The 15,757-nt window shown below is 71.8% G+C and carries 18 protein-coding genes and 1 tRNA gene; 15 read left to right on the top strand and 4 right to left on the bottom strand.

The window, feature by feature from the left end; translation table 11 throughout:
• Positions 1-7: 7 nt before the first annotated feature.
• A complete protein-coding gene (locus ACFVH0_RS05915; protein ID WP_385818236.1) occupies positions 8-589 on the bottom strand; it encodes a 5-formyltetrahydrofolate cyclo-ligase in 582 nt (193 codons plus the stop codon).
• 105 nt (positions 590-694) lie between these two features.
• Here ACFVH0_RS05915 and galU point away from each other — a divergent pair, with 105 nt between their 5' ends.
• The 8 genes from galU (at position 695) to ACFVH0_RS05875 (ending at position 6,448) form a co-directional block, all read left to right on the top strand.
• A complete protein-coding gene (galU, locus tag ACFVH0_RS05910; protein WP_385818235.1) occupies positions 695-1,597 on the top strand; it encodes a UTP--glucose-1-phosphate uridylyltransferase GalU in 903 nt (300 codons plus the stop codon).
• Positions 1,598-1,601: 4 nt separating this feature from the next.
• On the top strand, positions 1,602-2,912 hold the full coding sequence (glp, locus tag ACFVH0_RS05905) for a gephyrin-like molybdotransferase Glp (protein ID WP_385818234.1): 1,311 nt from the start codon (positions 1,602-1,604) through the stop codon (positions 2,910-2,912).
• A gap of 124 nt (positions 2,913-3,036) precedes the next feature.
• Positions 3,037-3,555, top strand: coding sequence for a cyclic pyranopterin monophosphate synthase MoaC (moaC, locus tag ACFVH0_RS05900; protein WP_385818233.1), 519 nt, complete (start codon positions 3,037-3,039; stop codon positions 3,553-3,555).
• A complete protein-coding gene (locus tag ACFVH0_RS05895) occupies positions 3,552-4,118 on the top strand; it encodes a molybdenum cofactor biosynthesis protein B (protein ID WP_385818232.1) in 567 nt (188 codons plus the stop codon). The genes moaC and ACFVH0_RS05895 overlap by 4 nt, the downstream gene beginning before the upstream one ends.
• 17 nt (positions 4,119-4,135) lie before the next feature.
• Positions 4,136-4,747, top strand: coding sequence for a GNAT family N-acetyltransferase (locus ACFVH0_RS05890; RefSeq protein ID WP_385818231.1), 612 nt, complete (start codon positions 4,136-4,138; stop codon positions 4,745-4,747).
• Between the two features lie 158 nt (positions 4,748-4,905).
• Positions 4,906-6,024, top strand: a complete 1,119-nt coding sequence (glpR, locus tag ACFVH0_RS05885) for a gephyrin-like molybdotransferase receptor GlpR (protein WP_385818230.1) — start codon at positions 4,906-4,908, stop codon at positions 6,022-6,024.
• 98 nt (positions 6,025-6,122) lie between these two features.
• A tRNA-Ala gene (locus ACFVH0_RS05880) sits at positions 6,123-6,196 on the top strand.
• 111 nt (positions 6,197-6,307) lie between these two features.
• Positions 6,308-6,448 (top strand): hypothetical protein, encoded by a 141-nt coding sequence (locus ACFVH0_RS05875; RefSeq protein ID WP_385818229.1) that lies wholly within the window; start codon positions 6,308-6,310, stop codon positions 6,446-6,448.
• 24 nt (positions 6,449-6,472) lie between these two features.
• Here ACFVH0_RS05875 and ACFVH0_RS05870 read toward each other — a convergent pair whose 3' ends face one another.
• Positions 6,473-7,459, bottom strand: a complete 987-nt coding sequence (locus ACFVH0_RS05870) for an aldo/keto reductase (RefSeq protein WP_385818228.1) — start codon at positions 7,457-7,459, stop codon at positions 6,473-6,475.
• A 178-nt stretch (positions 7,460-7,637) separates the two neighbouring features.
• On the opposite strand from ACFVH0_RS05870, the gene ACFVH0_RS05865 reads away from it, so the two are divergent.
• The gene (locus tag ACFVH0_RS05865; protein ID WP_385818227.1) at positions 7,638-8,423 is read left to right on the top strand and encodes an SAM-dependent methyltransferase; all 786 of its coding nucleotides are present in this window, start codon (positions 7,638-7,640) and stop codon (positions 8,421-8,423) included.
• Positions 8,424-8,492: 69 nt separating this feature from the next.
• On the top strand, positions 8,493-9,650 hold the full coding sequence (locus tag ACFVH0_RS05860; protein WP_385818226.1) for a serine hydrolase domain-containing protein: 1,158 nt from the start codon (positions 8,493-8,495) through the stop codon (positions 9,648-9,650).
• A gap of 17 nt (positions 9,651-9,667) precedes the next feature.
• Here the strand turns inward: ACFVH0_RS05860 and ACFVH0_RS05855 are convergent, their stop codons facing one another.
• Positions 9,668-10,147 carry a GNAT family N-acetyltransferase gene (locus tag ACFVH0_RS05855; protein ID WP_385818225.1) on the bottom strand — a complete coding sequence of 160 codons (480 nt, stop codon included), beginning with the start codon at positions 10,145-10,147 and terminating at the stop codon, positions 9,668-9,670.
• A 50-nt stretch (positions 10,148-10,197) separates the two neighbouring features.
• On the opposite strand from ACFVH0_RS05855, the gene ACFVH0_RS05850 reads away from it, so the two are divergent.
• The gene (locus ACFVH0_RS05850) at positions 10,198-11,013 is read left to right on the top strand and encodes an exodeoxyribonuclease III (RefSeq protein WP_385818224.1); all 816 of its coding nucleotides are present in this window, start codon (positions 10,198-10,200) and stop codon (positions 11,011-11,013) included.
• 106 nt (positions 11,014-11,119) lie between these two features.
• Here the strand turns inward: ACFVH0_RS05850 and ACFVH0_RS05845 are convergent, their stop codons facing one another.
• Positions 11,120-11,770 carry a MerR family transcriptional regulator gene (locus ACFVH0_RS05845; protein WP_385818315.1) on the bottom strand — a complete coding sequence of 217 codons (651 nt, stop codon included), beginning with the start codon at positions 11,768-11,770 and terminating at the stop codon, positions 11,120-11,122.
• 195 nt (positions 11,771-11,965) lie between these two features.
• Here ACFVH0_RS05845 and ACFVH0_RS05840 point away from each other — a divergent pair, with 195 nt between their 5' ends.
• From ACFVH0_RS05840 to ACFVH0_RS05825, 4 genes are all read left to right on the top strand, one after another.
• Entirely contained in the window at positions 11,966-13,498 is a 1,533-nt protein-coding gene (locus ACFVH0_RS05840; RefSeq protein WP_385818223.1) for a flavin-containing monooxygenase, read from the top strand.
• Positions 13,495-14,466 carry an alpha/beta fold hydrolase gene (locus ACFVH0_RS05835; RefSeq protein WP_385818222.1) on the top strand — a complete coding sequence of 324 codons (972 nt, stop codon included), beginning with the start codon at positions 13,495-13,497 and terminating at the stop codon, positions 14,464-14,466. Before ACFVH0_RS05840 ends, ACFVH0_RS05835 begins: the two co-directional genes overlap by 4 nt.
• Positions 14,463-15,356 (top strand): SDR family oxidoreductase, encoded by an 894-nt coding sequence (locus tag ACFVH0_RS05830; protein ID WP_385818221.1) that lies wholly within the window; start codon positions 14,463-14,465, stop codon positions 15,354-15,356. Before ACFVH0_RS05835 ends, ACFVH0_RS05830 begins: the two co-directional genes overlap by 4 nt.
• Positions 15,357-15,440: 84 nt before the next feature.
• Entirely contained in the window at positions 15,441-15,659 is a 219-nt protein-coding gene (locus ACFVH0_RS05825) for a hypothetical protein (RefSeq protein WP_385818220.1), read from the top strand.
• The last annotated feature ends 98 nt before the right edge of the window (positions 15,660-15,757 follow it).

Genomic DNA, 15,757 nt, shown 5'->3' with positions numbered 1-15,757 from the left:
GAGCGCCCTAGCGGCTCATCCGGCGGCTCGCCGCCGGTGTCACCACCACGTCGACGGGGTGGTCGTGCGGTTCCTCCGGGACCTGCGCGACCACCTCGTCGTCGTACAGCAGGACGATCAGCGCCGGATGCGCGCCCGCCGCCGTGAGCCGGGCCAGCACCCGGTCGTAGCTGCCGCCGCCGCGGCCGAGCCGCATGCCCCGCGCGTCCACCGCGAGCCCCGGCAGCAGGACCGCGTCGGCCTCCAGCACGGCGTCGCGGCCCAGCGGCTCCCCGTCCGGCTCCAGCAGTCCGCGGCCGGCCCGGACGAGACGCCCGGCACCTTCGTACGGCGCCCAGTCCAGATCGTTGTCCGCGAGGAGCACCGGCAGCAGCACCCGCACCCCCCGGGCGCGCAGCGCGTCCAGCAGCGCGCGGGTGCCGGGCTCGGTGCCCACCGAGACGTACGCGGCGACGGTACGGGCCCCGGACAGTTCCGGAAGCGACAATGCGTTCCGGGACAGAACCACTGCGGCGTTTTCCACGTCTTCCCCGGTCAGAAGGCGTCGCGCGGCCAGCAGTTCACGTCTGAGCAGTGCTTTTCGGGACATCTCTGCGTTCAACGGGCACCCCGAACCTCTCGCATGTGTATATAGGCGTACAAAGTTAACCGGAGCCTCATCTTCCTCACATACGCACCGGTTATGGTTCTGCGCATGACTCAGTCGCACCCCAGGATCAGCAAGGCTGTCATTCCGGCCGCGGGGCTCGGTACCCGCTTCCTGCCGGCCACCAAAGCCACTCCCAAGGAGATGCTGCCTGTGGTCGACAAGCCCGCGATCCAGTACGTCGTCGAGGAAGCGGTGACCGCCGGTCTCTCCGACGTGCTGATGATCACCGGCCGCAACAAGCGCCCGCTGGAGGACCACTTCGACCGCAATTACGAGCTGGAGTCCGCGCTCACCCGCAAGGGAGACGCCGAGCGGCTCAAGAAGGTCCAGGAGTCGAGCGATCTGGCCACCATGCACTACGTCCGCCAGGGCGACCCGCGGGGCCTCGGCCACGCCGTGCTGTGCGCCGCACCGCACGTGGGGGACCAGCCGTTCGCGGTGCTCCTCGGCGACGACCTGATCGACCCGCGCGACCCGCTGCTGGCCCGCATGGTCGAGATCCAGGAGCGCGAGGGCGGCAGCGTCATCGCGCTGATGGAGGTCGCGCCGGAGCAGATCCACCAGTACGGCTGCGCGGCCGTCGAGCCCACCGCCGAGGGCGATGTGGTGCGGATCAGCGGCCTCGTCGAGAAGCCCGACGCGTCCGAGGCGCCCAGCAACCTCGCCATCATCGGCCGTTACGTCCTGGACCCCGCCGTCTTCGAGATACTGCGCAGGACCGAGCCCGGCCGCGGCAACGAGATCCAGCTCACCGACGCCCTCCAGCTCCTCGCCGAGGACGAGAAGGTGGGCGGCCCGGTGCACGGCGTCGTCTTCAAGGGCCGCCGCTATGACACCGGTGACCGTAGCGATTACCTCCGTGCCATTGTCAGACTCGCGTGCGAACGTGAAGACCTGGGCCCGGACTTCAAGACCTGGCTCCGCAGTTACGTCACTGAGGAGATGTAGCACCTTGAGCAGCACGATCTGGTCGGTGGACGAGCACCTGGACGACATTCTCGGCGCGGTGCGACCGCTCGAACCCATCGAGCTGCAACTGCACGACGCCCAGGGCTGCGTCCTGGTCGAGGACGTCATGGTGGAGATCGCCCTGCCGCCCTTCGACAACAGCTCGATGGACGGGTACGCGGTCCGGGTCGCCGATGTCGAGGGCGCCGACGAGGAGTTCCCCGCGGTGCTCACCGTCATCGGTGATGTCGCGGCGGGCAGCGACGGACTCCCCGGCGACCGGAGCCTCGGCCCCGGCGAGGCCGCCCGGATCATGACCGGCGCCCCGCTGCCGGCCGGTGCCGAGGCCGTGGTCCCGGTCGAGTGGACCGACGGCGGTACGGGCGGCGGCCCCGCCGACACCATGCGCTCCCTGCGGGAGGCCCCGGAGGGCGCGGGCGGCGAGGTCCGGGTGCACCGGCCGGTCGAGGCCCGCGCCCATGTCAGGGCCCGCGGCAGCGACGTGAAGCCGGGCGATCTGGCGCTGAGTGCCGGATCGGTGATCGGCCCGCCGCAGATCGGCCTGCTCGCCGCGATCGGCCGCTCGACGGTGAAGGTGCGGCCCCGGCCGCGCGTCGTCGTCATCTCCACCGGCAGTGAACTGGTCCAGCCAGGCGAGGAGCTGACCGGCGGCCGGATCTACGACTCGAACAGCTTCGCGCTCACGGCCGCGGCCAAGGACGCCGGAGCGATCGCCTATCGGGTCGGCGCCGTCACCGACGACGCCGACACGCTCCGCGCCACCATCGAGGACCAGCTGATCCGGGCCGACATCGTCGTCACCACCGGGGGCGTCAGCGTCGGCGCGTACGACGTCGTCAAGGAGGCCCTGTCCTCGGTGGGCGACGAGGACGAGCCGGGCAGCGGCATCGACTTCCGCAGGCTCGCCATGCAGCCGGGCAAGCCGCAGGGCTTCGGCTCGATCGGCCCCGACCACACCCCGCTGCTGGCGCTGCCGGGCAACCCCGTCTCGTCGTACATCTCCTTCGAACTGTTCGTGCGCCCCGCGATCCGCGCCCTGATGGGCCTCAAGGACGTGAACCGCCCCACCGTCCGGGCCACGCTCGAAGCGGACAAGGCACTCTCCTCGCCGTCCGGCAGGCGCCAGTTCCTGCGCGGTACGTACGACGCGGAGGCCGGCACGGTCACCCCCGTCGGTGGCTCCGGATCGCATCTGATCGCCGCCCTCGCCCAGTCGGACGCGCTCATCGTGCTGCCCGAGGACGTCACCTCCGCCGAGCCCGGCACGGACACCGAGGTGATCCTGCTCCGCTGATCCCGGGGCGGTGGCGGTACGGTGTCTGGCGCTGTGCCTTCCCGGGGACACCCCCGGGGCCCCCGGCCCGCACCCCGGTGCGGGCCGTGCGGGCAACCGGCGCCCTACCGCGAGGCGGAGTTAGTTGAGTACGCAGAACAGGCTGACGCACATCGACGAGGCGGGTGCGGCCCGCATGGTCGACGTCTCGGAGAAGGACGTCACCGCGCGGGCGGCCCGTGCCAGCGGCCGGGTCCTCGTCTCGCCGCGCGTCGTCGAGCTGCTGCGCGGCGAGGGCGTCCCCAAGGGCGACGCCCTCGCCACCGCCCGGATCGCCGGGATCATGGGCGCCAAGCGCACCCCCGACCTGATCCCGCTCTGCCACCCGCTGGCCGTCTCCGGCGTCGAGGTCGACCTGAGCGTCGCCGACGACGCGGTGGAGATCGCGGCCACCGTGAAGACCACGGACCGCACCGGCGTCGAGATGGAGGCGCTGACCGCCGTCTCCGTCGCCGCGCTCACCGTGATCGACATGATCAAGGCGGTCGACAAAACTGCGGTCATCACCGACGTGCGGGTCGAGTCGAAGTCCGGCGGCAAGTCCGGCGACTACCGGCGCACCGAGGACCTCCGGCACACCGAGGCGGACGGAGCGGACACGTGACCGCGCCCGGCACGGGGCAGCCGGGCGACGCCCGGCCGCCCGAGGCCCCGCTCGGCGGCGCGTCGACCGCCCCCTACGCCGCCCTCGTCGTCACCGCCTCCAACCGCGCCTCGGCCGGCGTCTACGCCGACAAGGGCGGCCCCCTGATCGCCGAGGCGCTCACGCAGCTCGGCTTCGCCGTCGACGGCCCGCAGGTCGTGCCCGACGGCGACCCGGTCGAACAGGCCCTGCGCGCCGGAGCGGCCGCCGGGTACGACGTCATCGTCACCACCGGCGGTACGGGCATCTCGCCCACCGACCGCACCCCCGAGGCCACCCGCCGCGTCCTGGACCACGAGATCCCCGGCATCCCCGAGGCGATCCGTGCCGAGGGCCGCGAGAAGGTCCCCACCGCCGCGCTCTCCCGGGGACTGGCGGGCGTCGCGGGCCGCACCCTCATCGTGAACCTGCCGGGCTCCACCGGCGGGGTGCGCGACGGACTCGCCGTCCTCACCCGTCTCCTGGTGCACGCCGTCGACCAGTTGCGCGGCGGCGATCACCCCCGACCGGGGAGCCCGAGCTGAACGTCTCGACCTGGCCGGTGGTCCTCCGCGACGGCGCGATCGTGCTCCGCCCGATCAAACTGCGCGACCAGCGCATGTGGCGCGAGGTCAACCGGCGCAACCGCGACTGGCTGCGCCCCTGGGAGGCGACGGTGCCGCCGCCCGCCCCGGGCGGACCGGTGGCCCAGCGCCCCACGTACCGTCAGATGATCCGCCACCTGCGGGCCGAGGCCAACGCGGGCCGGATGCTGCCCTTCGCGATCGAGTACGAGGGCCGGCTGGTCGGTCAGCTGACGGTCGCCGGGATCACCTGGGGCTCGATGTGCTCGGGCCATGTCGGCTACTGGGTCGATCAGGAGGTGGCCGGCCGGGGGGTGATGCCGACCGCGGTCGCCCTCGCCGTCGACCACTGCTTCCGCGCGGTCGGACTGCACCGGATCGAGGTGTGCATTCGGCCGGAGAACGGGCCCAGCAGAAGAGTCGTGGAGAAACTGGGATTCCGCGAGGAGGGCCTGCGCCCGCGCTATCTCCACATCGACGGCGCATGGCGGGATCACCTCATCTATGCGCTCACCGCGGAGGAAGTGCCCGACGGGATGTTGCGGCGCTGGCACCGGACGCGACCTGGAACGCCACGGGAAATAAAATAAGTGTTCGATATTGATCGGCAGTTGACCGATGGCGAACGCACAAACGCCCATGGTTGATCCGAAGAATCACAAAAAAAGTCCGTGATATCAGCCGGATCGTGCGACACACCGGGCCAATTGGCGGATGCCTCCGCGCAAACCCCTCTACGGTGTGAGACGTGAGCAGCAGCGGCCTCATCTATGCAGTCATCGTCGGGGCCTGGGCCGCCTACTTGGTGCCGATGTGGCTCCGCAGGCAGGATGAGCTCAACGAAGCCCGTCCGACGGAACGCTTCAGCACCGCCATCCGGCTGCTGTCCGGACGGGCGGCGATGGAGCGCCGGTATGCCAAGGAGCTGCGGGAGCGCACCGCCGAGGAGGCGGAGCCCGACGCCGACCCGGACGTCGCCACGGACCGAATGGTCTCCGTGGACGTCCGGGCCTTCGCCGCGCCCGACGCGCAGACCGAAGCCCGGGTGCACGACCCGGCGCGCGCCGCCGAGGAGCGCCCCGAACCGGCACCGGCCCCCGCCCGACGAGCCCGTCCGCGCCCCGGCGGAACGGACGCCGAGCGCGTCCGGCGCGCCAAGCGCCTCCAGGTCCTCGCGCGCCGACGGCGCACCACCGTGATCCTCTTCCTGGCCTTCACCCTCGGCGCGGTGGTCGCGGCCGTCGGCGGCCTGCACTTCCTCTGGGCACCCGCGGTTCCGGCCGTGCTGCTGAGCACGTACATCGTGCATCTGCGGGCCCAGGAGCGGCGCCGGTTCGCCTTCACCATGGACCGCCGCCGGGCCGAGGTGGCGGCGCAGCACCTGCGCGAGAACCGCCCCCGCAGGCACCAGCCGGACGCGGCGGCCCCCGCCGAGACCGACGAGGAGCCCGAAGCGCGCCGCCCCGAGCCGGAGCCGACGCCCGCGGTCTCCCCGCAGGAGGCCGGCCGCCGTGCCCTGGTCGAGCAGACGGACCACGCGGAATGGGTCGACCAGCAGCGCGAACGCGGCCGGGTCCAGGGCGACAGCTGGGAGCCGGTCCCGGTCCCGCTGCCGACCTATGTCACCGCCCCGGTCGCCCCGCGCGCCACCGGTGGCGTCGAGGTCGGCAACCCGGAGACCTGGAGCGCGGCCCGCTCCAGCGCCGCCGAGCCCACCCAGACGGGCACCTCGCACCCCGCGGCACCCCCGGTCGACCCGGCGCCGCGCCAGCGCACCAACCAGTCCCGCCGCACCCGCGACCGGGGCCGGACCCCGCTCTTCGACCAGTACGAGGACGGGGAACGTCCCCGGGCCGCCAACGAGTGAGTCCGCTCCGGACCCCGCTGCACCGCCGCCTCGGCTGACCAGCACGGACCGGATTTCCGAGCACCCCGTCGGGGGTGCTAGAGTTTCACTCGTTGCAAGGGCCTGTGGCGCAGTCTGGTAGCGCACCTCGTTCGCATCGAGGGGGTCTGGGGTTCAAATCCCCACAGGTCCACCGCACACACGAAGGTCCCGTCCGATCGAAAGATCGGGCGGGACCTTCGTCGTTCCGCGGGGCGTTCCCGCTCTCGGAGATCGAGGAGCGTTCGACCGGACGGGAGCGCCGGTGGAAGTCGCTCAGGGCGAACATCTGCACGCCGCCCGGCCCGGCGAGCACCTGCCGGACTCGCGCCGGACGGCCGTGCGCCTGGTCATGCTGTCCGACGACGGCGGCGGACCCGCGCCGCCGCCGGACGAGGAGCGGTGACGGCGGGGCCGGCCGTGCCCGGGATCAGTGGGCGTTGTCCAGGCGCGCCCGCTGGTCGTCCGTCAGGTCCAGGTCGACCGCCGCCAGGTTCTCCTTCAGCTGGGCCACCGACGAAGCACCGGTCAGCGGGATCACCGGCAGCCGGCCGCCGATCTGCCAGGCCAGGACGACCTGGTTGATGCCGGCCCCGGTCTCGGCGGCGATCTCGCGCAGGACCGCGAGCCGTGCGGGGGTGCCGGGGTGGTCGTAGTCCTGGGGGAGGGGCTTGTCGGTGCGGGTGTACGCGCCGGCGAGCAGCGGTGAGTAGGCGACCAGGGTCAGTGCGGGTTCGGCGCGCAGGTAGCTGAGCATCTCGGGGCCGGCGTGGCCGAGGCTGCCGTCCTCGAAGAGCGGGCTGGGGACGTCGAACCGGGGACGCAGATGGCTGTGCTGGTACTGCAGCACCTCGTAGCCGGGCAGTTTGGCGGCGGCCGCGAGCGAGCGGGCCCGCTCCACCCGCCAGACGGCGTGGTTGCTGGCGCCCAGCAGCCCGGCCGTGCCCTCCGCCACCAGCTCCCCGAACGCCTCGACGGTCTCGCCGAGGGGGACGGTCCGGTCCTCGATGTGTGCGTAGAGCAGGTCCAGCTTGTCCACGCCGAGCCGTTCCCGGCTGCGCTCGGCGGCCTCGCGGACCGCCTTCGCGGACAGGCCCTCCGGGTTGTCGACGAACCCGGTCCCGGGCGCGAGGGGTTCGGCGCCCAGTTTGGTGGCGATGACCACCTCGTCGCCGATGCCGCGGCTGCGCCGCCACTTGCCGAGCAGCCGCTCGCTCTGGCCGCCGAGACCGCCGTCGACCCAGTACGCGTAGTTGTCGGAGGTGTCGATGAAGGTGCCGCCGGCCTCGACGAAGTGGTCCAGGATCGCGAACGACGTCTTCTCGTCGGTGACGGACCCGAAGAGCATCGCGCCGAGCGCGAGGACGCTCACCTCGCGGCGGGTGGCGGGATCGGTTCCGATGGTGCGGTACTTCATGGCGGTCCCCTCCGGTTCCGGCCGCCGTCGTTCGGTGGCCGTGAGAAGGAGTGTGGATGTTGAAGTGCACTTCAGGGCAAGGGGTTCCGGTCGTGGTCGCGGGGTGGGCGTCGCCTACTCTGAACGCGTTCACCCCTCTTGAATTCCTCCGAATTCTCCGCACCGAGAGGAGCGCCCAGTGACGGTCGACAAGCCCGAGCTCCGGATCGACACCAGCAAGCCCCACCCCGCGCGCGTCTACGACTGGCTCCTGGGCGGCAAGGACAACTATCCGGTCGATCAGCAGGTGGCGGAGCGGCTGCCCGCGGAGGCGCGGGGCAACGCGGCGCGGAACCGGGCCTTCATGCACCGGGCCTCCGCCTGGCTGGCGCGCAACGGGGTCGATCAGTTCCTCGACATCGGCACCGGCATCCCCACCGAGCCCAATCTGCACCAGGTGGTCCAGGGCATCACGCCGTCCGCCCGGATCGTCTACGCGGACAACGACCCGATCGTCCTGCGGCACGCGGAGGCGCTGCTGATCAGCAGGCCGGAGGGGGCCACCGACTACATCCACGCGGATGCGCGGCGGCCGGAGGCGATCATCGAACACGCCCGCGGGCTGCTGGACTTCGACCGGCCGGTCGCCTTGTCCCTCATCGCGCTGCTGCACTTCCTGCCGGACGACGAGGACCCGTACGGCATCACCCGCGCCCTCGTCGACGCGTTGCCGTCGGGCAGCTTCCTGGTGCTCTCGCACGGCACGGCCGACCAGCACCCGGAGCTGAAGGACGAGACCGAGTCCACGTACAGGAAGGGGGCGATCCCGCTGCGGATGCGTACCCGGAGCGAGGTGGAGCCCTTCTTCGAGGGGCTGGAGCTCGTCGAGCCCGGACTGGTCTTCGCCACGGAGTGGTACCGCGAGGAGCCCGCGCCGGTGCGGGAGCGCAGCGGCTTCTACGTGGGTGTCGGCCGGGTGCGCTGAACCCGGGCCGATGAGTTCCGGGCGGTGCGGCGGTCCTGCTTTTCGGAGCATGAGCGGGAAGGTGGACCGATGACCAATCTGAACGATGTCCTGAACGAGTACGTCGGTGACGGGGCGGCGCCCGGCGCGGTGGGGCTGGTGGCCCGGGGGGACCGGGCCGAGGTGGTGGCCGTCGGATCGGCCGATGCGGACGGCGCGGTCCCGATGGGCCGGGACTCGATCTTCCGTATCGCGTCGATGACCAAGCCCATCACCGCCGCCGCGGTCATGATGCTGGTCGAGGAGGGCCGGCTCGCGCTGAACGAGCCGGTCCGGCAGTGGCTGCCGGAGCTGGCGGCACCGATGGTGGTCCGTACGCCGTCCTCCCCGGCCGACGACGTGGTTCCGGCCGACCGGGTGATCACGGTGGAGGACCTGCTCACCTTCCGGGCCGGGTACGGCTTCCCGTCGGACTTCTCGCTGCCCGCGGTCGGGCTGCTGTTCAGCGAGCTGAAACAGGGGCCGCCGCAGCCGCAGACCGTCCCGGAGCCGGACGCCTGGATGGCCGCGCTGTCCCGTATCCCGCTGCTCCACCAGCCGGGCGAGGCATGGCTGTACAACACCTGCTCCGACATCCTCGGGGTGCTGATCGCCCGGGTCGCGGACCGGTCGCTGCCCGAGTTCCTGGCGGAGCGGCTGTTCGAGCCGCTGGGGATGGCCGACACCGGATTCGCGGTGCCGGCGGAGAAGGCCGACCGGTTCACCGGTTACTACCGGGCCGATCCGGAGGGCGGCGGGCTCCGGCTGGTCGACGGACCGGACGGGCAGTGGAGGACTGTGCCCGCGTTCCCGTCCGGCGCCGGCGGGCTGGTCTCGACCGCCGACGACTGGTACGCCTTCGCCCGGATGCTGCTCGCCGGGGGTGACGGGGGGAGCGACGGGCGGCGGGTGCTGTCGGAGGAATCGGTGCGGCTGATGACCACCGACCATCTGACGCGGGCGGAGCGCGACAGCAGCACGCTGTTCCTGGAGGGGCAGGGCTGGGGATTCGGAGGGTCGGTGGATGTCGAGGCCATCGAGCCCTGGAACGTTCCCGGGCGCTACGGCTGGGTGGGCGGCACGGGCACGGCGGGGCACCTGACGCCCGCCACCGGCCTGGTCACCGTCCTGCTCACCCAGCTGGAGATGGCCGGACCGACCCCGCCCACGCTGATGCGGGAGTTCTGGCGGTACGCGGCCGACGCCTGACGGCCGGGGTACGGCCGCTACCGCAGCGGCTTGGCGAAGCAGCGGCTGCTCTCGTACATGCGGTAGTGGCCGAACTTCTCGCACGGGGTGTAGCCGCTGGACAGATACAGCGCGATCGCCTCGGGCTGCTGATCCCCGGTCTCCAGCACCATGCGGACACGGCCCGCCGCCCGCGCGTCGTCCTCCAGGGCGGCCAGGATGCGGCGGGCCAGCCCGTTGCCCCGGCCCTCGGGTATCACGAACATCCGCTTGAGCTCGGCGTCGCCGTCCGAGTAGCCCTCCTCGTTGCGGTTCTGGGTGCGCCAGCCGCCGGTGGCGACGGGGCGGTCCCGCGCGTCGTAGGCGAGGAGGTACAGGCCGTTCGGCGGCTCGAACATCGCGGGGTCGAGCGGTGTGACATCGCCCTCGTCCCCGTACCGCTCGGCATATTCGAGCTGCACCTGGTCGTTGAGTCTGACGGCATCGGGGTGGTCGAACGACCGAGGGTGGATAATCATGCGGATTATGGTACATGTATGCGTGAGTTGAATGTCGGTATCGTGCCGGGATGCTGACTGTCACCACCGCCAATGTGAACGGGCTCCGTGCCGCCGCCAAGAAGGGCTTCGTCGAGTGGCTGGCCCTGACCGAAGCCGATGTGATCTGCCTCCAGGAAGTACGGGCCGAGCCGCAGCAGCTGCCCGAAGAGGTGCGTGAGCCGGCCGGCTGGCACACCGTGCACGCACCGGCCGCCGCCAAGGGGCGGGCCGGGGTCTCCCTCTACACGCGGCGTGCGCCGGAGCGCGTGCAGATCGGGTTCGGCGGGTTCGGGGACGCCGGGAGCGAGGAGTTCGACGCGAGCGGGCGGTACGTGGAGATCGACCTGCCGGGCGTCACGGTCGCGAGCCTGTATCTGCCCTCCGGCGAGGTCGGGACCGAGAAGCAGGACGAGAAGGAGCGGTTCATGGCCGCGTTCCTCCCGTACCTCAAGGGCCTGAAGAAGCGGGCCGCGGCCGACGGCCGTGAGGTGCTGGTCTGCGGTGACTGGAACATCGCCCACCAGGAGGCGGACCTCAAGAACTGGAAGGGCAACAAGAAGAACTCCGGCTTCCTCCCCGAGGAGCGGGAGTGGCTGACCCGGGTCTTCGACGAGGCCGAGTACGTCGATGTCGTGCGGGCGCTGCACCCCGACGAGGAGGGGCCGTACTCGTGGTGGTCCTACCGGGGGCGGGCCTTCGACAACGACACCGGCTGGCGGATCGACTACCAGGTGGCGACGCCGGGCCTGGCCGGGCGCGCGGTGAAGGGCTGGGTCGAGCGGGCCGCGACGCACGGTGAGCGGTGGAGCGACCACGCACCGGTGACGGTGGTCTTCGAACAGTAGAGCGTGCGAACGGGGAGAGTGCCGGGCGGTACGGGCCGGGAAGTATCCCGGCGTGCGATCGAGATCGAGAGAGTCCGCCCGGCAGCAGTCTTCGCGTGACCGCCCGTCAGGGAGCGGGATCCCGTGGCGGTTCGTCGGTGTTCTCGCGGCGCAGCCGCCGGTCCAGCGCCATGGACAGCTCGGCGTCCATCACCGCGCGGGCCAGCGGCCGGAGCTGGGGCGGTTCGGTCCCGTCGCCCCGGCTCTCCAGGACGCCCACGAAGAGTTCGGCGAGCGCGTCGGCGTGCTCGCGGACGCGGCGGCCGGCCGCCAGCACCGCGGCGAGCGGCACCCCCTCGCGCACCAGCTGGGACGACACCTCCAGCAGGCGGCGGCTGATGTGGACGATCTCGTCGCCGTCGGTGGCGAGATAGCCCAGTTCGAGGGCGGCGGCCAGGTTCTCCGGGGTGGTCTCGCCCTCGAAGTAGTCCGCGAGCTGCTCGGGGGTGAGGCGCACCGGGGTCTCCTCGGTCGGCTCGCCCAGGCCCAGCACCTCGGCGACATCGCGCCCGCTCTCGAAGGTGCGGGCGAGATCGGCGATGCCGGTGAGGGTGTGGCCGCGCTCCAGCAGGCCGGTGATGGTGCGCAGCCGGGCCAGGTGGTGGTCGTCGTACCAGGCGATGCGCCCCTCGCGGCGGGGCGGCGAGATCAGTCCGCGCTCACGGTAGAAGCGCACGGTCCGCACCGGGATGCCGGCCTTCTCGGCCAGCTCCTCCATGCGGTATTCGCGGTGCTCGCGTCCTTCGGCCACACCCGCACCCTACCGGCCTCGCCGGTGGCGGACGCCGCTTGTTGTACCGCCGGTAACTTTCCCTTGCCGTACCCCTACCCATCAGTACGGAGCTGCTCTACTCTCCCAACAATGCCAGTGATTGCTGGCAGAGTCGTGTGACGTACCGCGGGAGGCGGCAGCATGGCCCAGCACGAGCACGTACGAGTGGCGGTGATCGGATCCGGATTCGGGGGCCTCGGGGCCGCGGTCCGGCTGCGCCGCGAAGGCATCACGGACTTCGTCGTCCTGGAGCGGGCCGATTCCGTCGGTGGCACCTGGCGCGACAACAGCTATCCGGGCTGCGCCTGCGACGTACCGTCCCACCTCTACTCGTTCTCGTTCGCACCCAACCCCGAGTGGCCGCGCACCTTCTCCGGGCAGGAGCACATCCGCGCCTACCTGGAGCACGTCGCGGACACCTTCGGGCTGCGCCCGCACCTCCGGCTGAGCCATGAAGTGACGATTATGCGCTGGGAGCGCGAGGAACTGCACTGGGTCATCGAGACGGCGAACGGGGCCCGCTTCACGGCCGATGTCGTGGTCTCCGCGACCGGTCCGCTCTCCGACCCGAAGACGCCGGACATACCGGGTCTCGCCGACTTCCCCGGCAAGGTCTTCCACTCGGCCCGCTGGGACCACGACGCCGATCTGGCCGGCAAGCGCGTCGCCGTGATCGGCACCGGCGCCTCCGCCATCCAGATCGTGCCCGCGATCCAGCCGAAGGTCGGCAGCCTCACGCTCTTCCAACGCACCCCGCCCTGGGTCATGCCGCGTATGGACCGGAAGATCAGCGGCGCCGAGCGCTGGCTGCACCGCGCCCTGCCGGTCACCGGCACGGCCCGCCGCGGACTGCTCTGGGGCATAAGGGAGTTGCAGGTCAGCGCCTTCACCAAGCACCCGGGTGAGCTGGGCCTGGTCGAGAGGATAGCCAAGGCCAACATGGCGCGGGCGATCAAGGACCCGGAGCTGAGGGCCAAGCTGACCCCCTCGTACCGCATCGGCTGCAAGCGCATCCTGCTCTCCAGCGCCTACTATCCGGCGCTCGCCCAGCCCAATGTGGACGTGGTCGCCTCCGGCCTGGCCGAGGTGCGCGGTTCCACGCTGGTCGCCTCCGACGGTACGGAGACCGAGGTCGACGCGATCATCTTCGGCACCGGCTTCCACGTCACCGACATGCCGATCGCCGAGCGGGTGGTGGGCGCGGACGGCATCACGCTCACCGAGTCGTGGAAGGACGGCATGCAGGCGCTGCGCGGCGCCAGCGCCGCGGGCTTCCCCAACTGGATGACGATCATCGGCCCCAACACCGGGCTCGGGAACTCCTCGATGATCCTGATGATCGAGTCCCAGCTGAACTACATGGCCGACTACCTGCGCCAGCTGAACGTGCTGGGCGGGCGCGTCGCGCTCGACGCGCGGACCTCGGCGGTCGGGTCCTGGAACCGCCGCGTCCAGGAGCGGATGAAGCGCACCGTGTGGAACACCGGGGGCTGCAACAGCTGGTACCTGGACGCCAACGGGCGCAACACCACGGTCTGGCCGGGCACCACCGCCGAATTCCGCAAGGCGACGCGGTCGGTCGACCTCTCGGAGTACGAGGTCGTACGGCTACCGAGGAAGGCCGCCGCCGCGAAGGGGTCCGGGAAGGCCGTCGCCGAGGAGGTCGTGGGATGAGCCGGCTGCTGCGGCGCGACGGCGCCCCTCCGGTCCCCGCGCGCGAACTCACCGTGCGCTCCGCCGACGGCGCCCGCATCCACGTAGAGGTGCACGGGCGCGTCGGCGCCCCCGCCGTGGTCCTCGCGCACGGCTGGACATGCAGCACCCGCTTCTGGGACGCGCAGATCAGGGGCCTCGCGGCGGACCACCGGGTCGTCGTCTACGACCAGCGCGGCCACGGCGCATCGCCCGCGGTCGCCCCCGGGGAATGCAGCACCGACGCCCTCGCCGACGACCTCGAAGCGGTGCTGGCCGCCACCCTGGAACCGGGTGAGAGGGCCGTCCTCGGCGGGCACTCCATGGGCGGCATGACGATCATGGCCGCCGCCCGGCGGGCCGGTCTGCGTGAGCACGCGGCCGCCGTACTGCTGTGCAGCACCGGGAGTTCGCGGCTGCCCGCCGAGTCGGTGGTGGTCCCGATGCGGGCCGGGGCGGTGCGGACCCGGATGACCCGGGGAATCCTCGTGGCGTCGGCCCCGCTGGGGCCGGTCACGCCGATTACCCGGCGGGTGCTCAAGTACGCCACGATGGGAGCGGGGTCGGCCCCGGAGCGGGTGGAGACCTGCGCCCGGATCGTGCACGCCTGCCCGAGGAAGGCCCGGGCCGCCTGGGGGCGGGTCCTCGCGGACCTCGATCTCGACGCGGGCGTACGGGAGTTGCGGGTGCCCACGGCGGTGATCGCGGGTACGGCGGACCGGCTCACCCCGATCGGGCACGCACGCGCGATCGCGGCCGCGCTCCCCGACGGCCTGGGGCTCACCGAGCTGACGGGCCTGGGCCACATGACGCCGGTGGAGGCACCGGAGGCGGTCACGGCGAAGCTCCGGGAGCTGGCCGCCGCGTACCTCCCGGCGGGTGCGGACGCGGGCACGAAGACGGATTCGAGTGCGGGCACGGGTACGGCCGAGAAGGAGGAGGTCGCATGAGCGGCAGGCGGAGTCTCGAAGGACAGGTCGTCGTCGTCACGGGCGCGGCGCGCGGCGTGGGCGAACTGCTGGCCCGCAAGCTCTCGGCGCGCGGCGCGAAACTCGCGCTGGTCGGGCTGGAGCCGGACGAGCTGAAGAAGGTCTCCGAGCGGCTGCACTCGGAGAGCGACCACTGGTTCGCGGACGTCACCGACCACGAGGCGATGGCGCGGGTCGCCCAGGAGGTCAAGAAGCGGTTCGGGAAGATCGATGTCGTCGTCGCCAACGCCGGGGTCGCCGCGGGCGGACCGTTCGTCGACTCGGACCCGGAGGCGTGGCGCCGGGTCATCGAGGTCAACCTGATCGGCGGCGCGGTGACCGGGCGGGCGTTCCTGCCGGTGCTGATGGAGAGCCGCGGCTACTTCCTCCAGATCGCCTCGCTCGCGGCGATGACGCCGGCGCCGATGATGACCGCGTACTGCGCGTCCAAGTCGGGCGTGGAGGCGTTCGCGCACAGCCTGCGGGCCGAGGTCGCCCACCGGGGCGTGAAGGTCGGGGTCGGCTACCTGTCCTGGACCGACACGGACATGGTGCGGGGCGCCGACCAGGACGACGTGATGCGCGAACTGCGCCAGCGGCTGCCCTGGCCGGCGAACCGCACGTACCCGCTGGGCCCCGCCGTCGACCGGATCGTCGCCGGTGTCGAGCGCCGGTCCCCGCACGTGTACGCGCAGTGGTGGCTGCGCGGGATGCAGTCCGTACGGGGATACCTGCCCTCGCTGATAGGCGTCGTCGGCCAGCGGGAGGTCCGCAGGTTCGGATCGCGGCTGGACAGCGTGAGCAAGGGCCTCGTGGGCGCCGGAGGCGCCGCTGACCAGGACGCGAGGGCGGCGACTACGCAGCGTAAGTGATCGACATGCGGTGGATGCCGGGTCCTGCGACGCTGAACGAGGTCCTCACGGACCGCCCCCAAGCATCCACTAGGAGTGAACAGCATGGGTATTGCAGACCAGTTCAAGGACAAGGCGCAGCAGCTCGCCGACGAGGCCAAGAAGAAGGCCGGGGAAGGCCGGAACAAGGGCCAGGAGCGGATGAGCACCGAGGGCCGGGAGCGGACGCAGAGCGCGTCCGAGCGGGCCTCGAAGACGTCGCAGCAGGGCCGTGACAAGGCCCGGGGCGCCACGGACGAGCTCCGCGAGCGTCGCGAGCGCTGACCGGCCTCCGCGACACTGCGCGTTGTCCGTGAGGGGCGCGCCCGGATCTCCGGGCGCGCCCCTTCCGCCTGGCGCGGGCCGGGGTCCGGCGGTCCTGG

The sequence above is a fragment of the Streptomyces sp. NPDC127117 genome, assembly GCF_042677325.1.
Classification (GTDB): domain Bacteria; phylum Actinomycetota; class Actinomycetes; order Streptomycetales; family Streptomycetaceae; genus Streptomyces.
This window is presented reverse-complemented; position numbering and strand designations above follow the sequence as displayed.

Bases quoted from the DNA above. Each gene is read 5' to 3' on its own strand.
- ACFVH0_RS05830 (WP_385818221.1), top strand. From the start codon at position 14,463: ATGAGCGGCAGGCGGAGTCTCGAAGGACAGGTCGTCGTCGTCACGGGC.
- ACFVH0_RS05835 (WP_385818222.1), top strand. From the start codon at position 13,495: ATGAGCCGGCTGCTGCGGCGCGACGGCGCCCCTCCGGTCCCCGCGCGC.
- ACFVH0_RS05870 (WP_385818228.1), bottom strand. From the start codon at position 7,459: ATGAAGTACCGCACCATCGGAACCGATCCCGCCACCCGCCGCGAGGTG.
- ACFVH0_RS05845 (WP_385818315.1), bottom strand. From the start codon at position 11,770: ATGGAGGAGCTGGCCGAGAAGGCCGGCATCCCGGTGCGGACCGTGCGC.
- ACFVH0_RS05850 (WP_385818224.1), top strand. From the start codon at position 10,198: ATGCTGACTGTCACCACCGCCAATGTGAACGGGCTCCGTGCCGCCGCC.
- galU (WP_385818235.1), top strand. From the start codon at position 695: ATGACTCAGTCGCACCCCAGGATCAGCAAGGCTGTCATTCCGGCCGCG.
- ACFVH0_RS05840 (WP_385818223.1), top strand. From the start codon at position 11,966: ATGGCCCAGCACGAGCACGTACGAGTGGCGGTGATCGGATCCGGATTC.
- ACFVH0_RS05860 (WP_385818226.1), top strand. From the start codon at position 8,493: ATGACCAATCTGAACGATGTCCTGAACGAGTACGTCGGTGACGGGGCG.
- ACFVH0_RS05825 (WP_385818220.1), top strand. From the start codon at position 15,441: ATGGGTATTGCAGACCAGTTCAAGGACAAGGCGCAGCAGCTCGCCGAC.
- ACFVH0_RS05855 (WP_385818225.1), bottom strand. From the start codon at position 10,147: ATGATTATCCACCCTCGGTCGTTCGACCACCCCGATGCCGTCAGACTC.
- ACFVH0_RS05915 (WP_385818236.1), bottom strand. From the start codon at position 589: ATGTCCCGAAAAGCACTGCTCAGACGTGAACTGCTGGCCGCGCGACGC.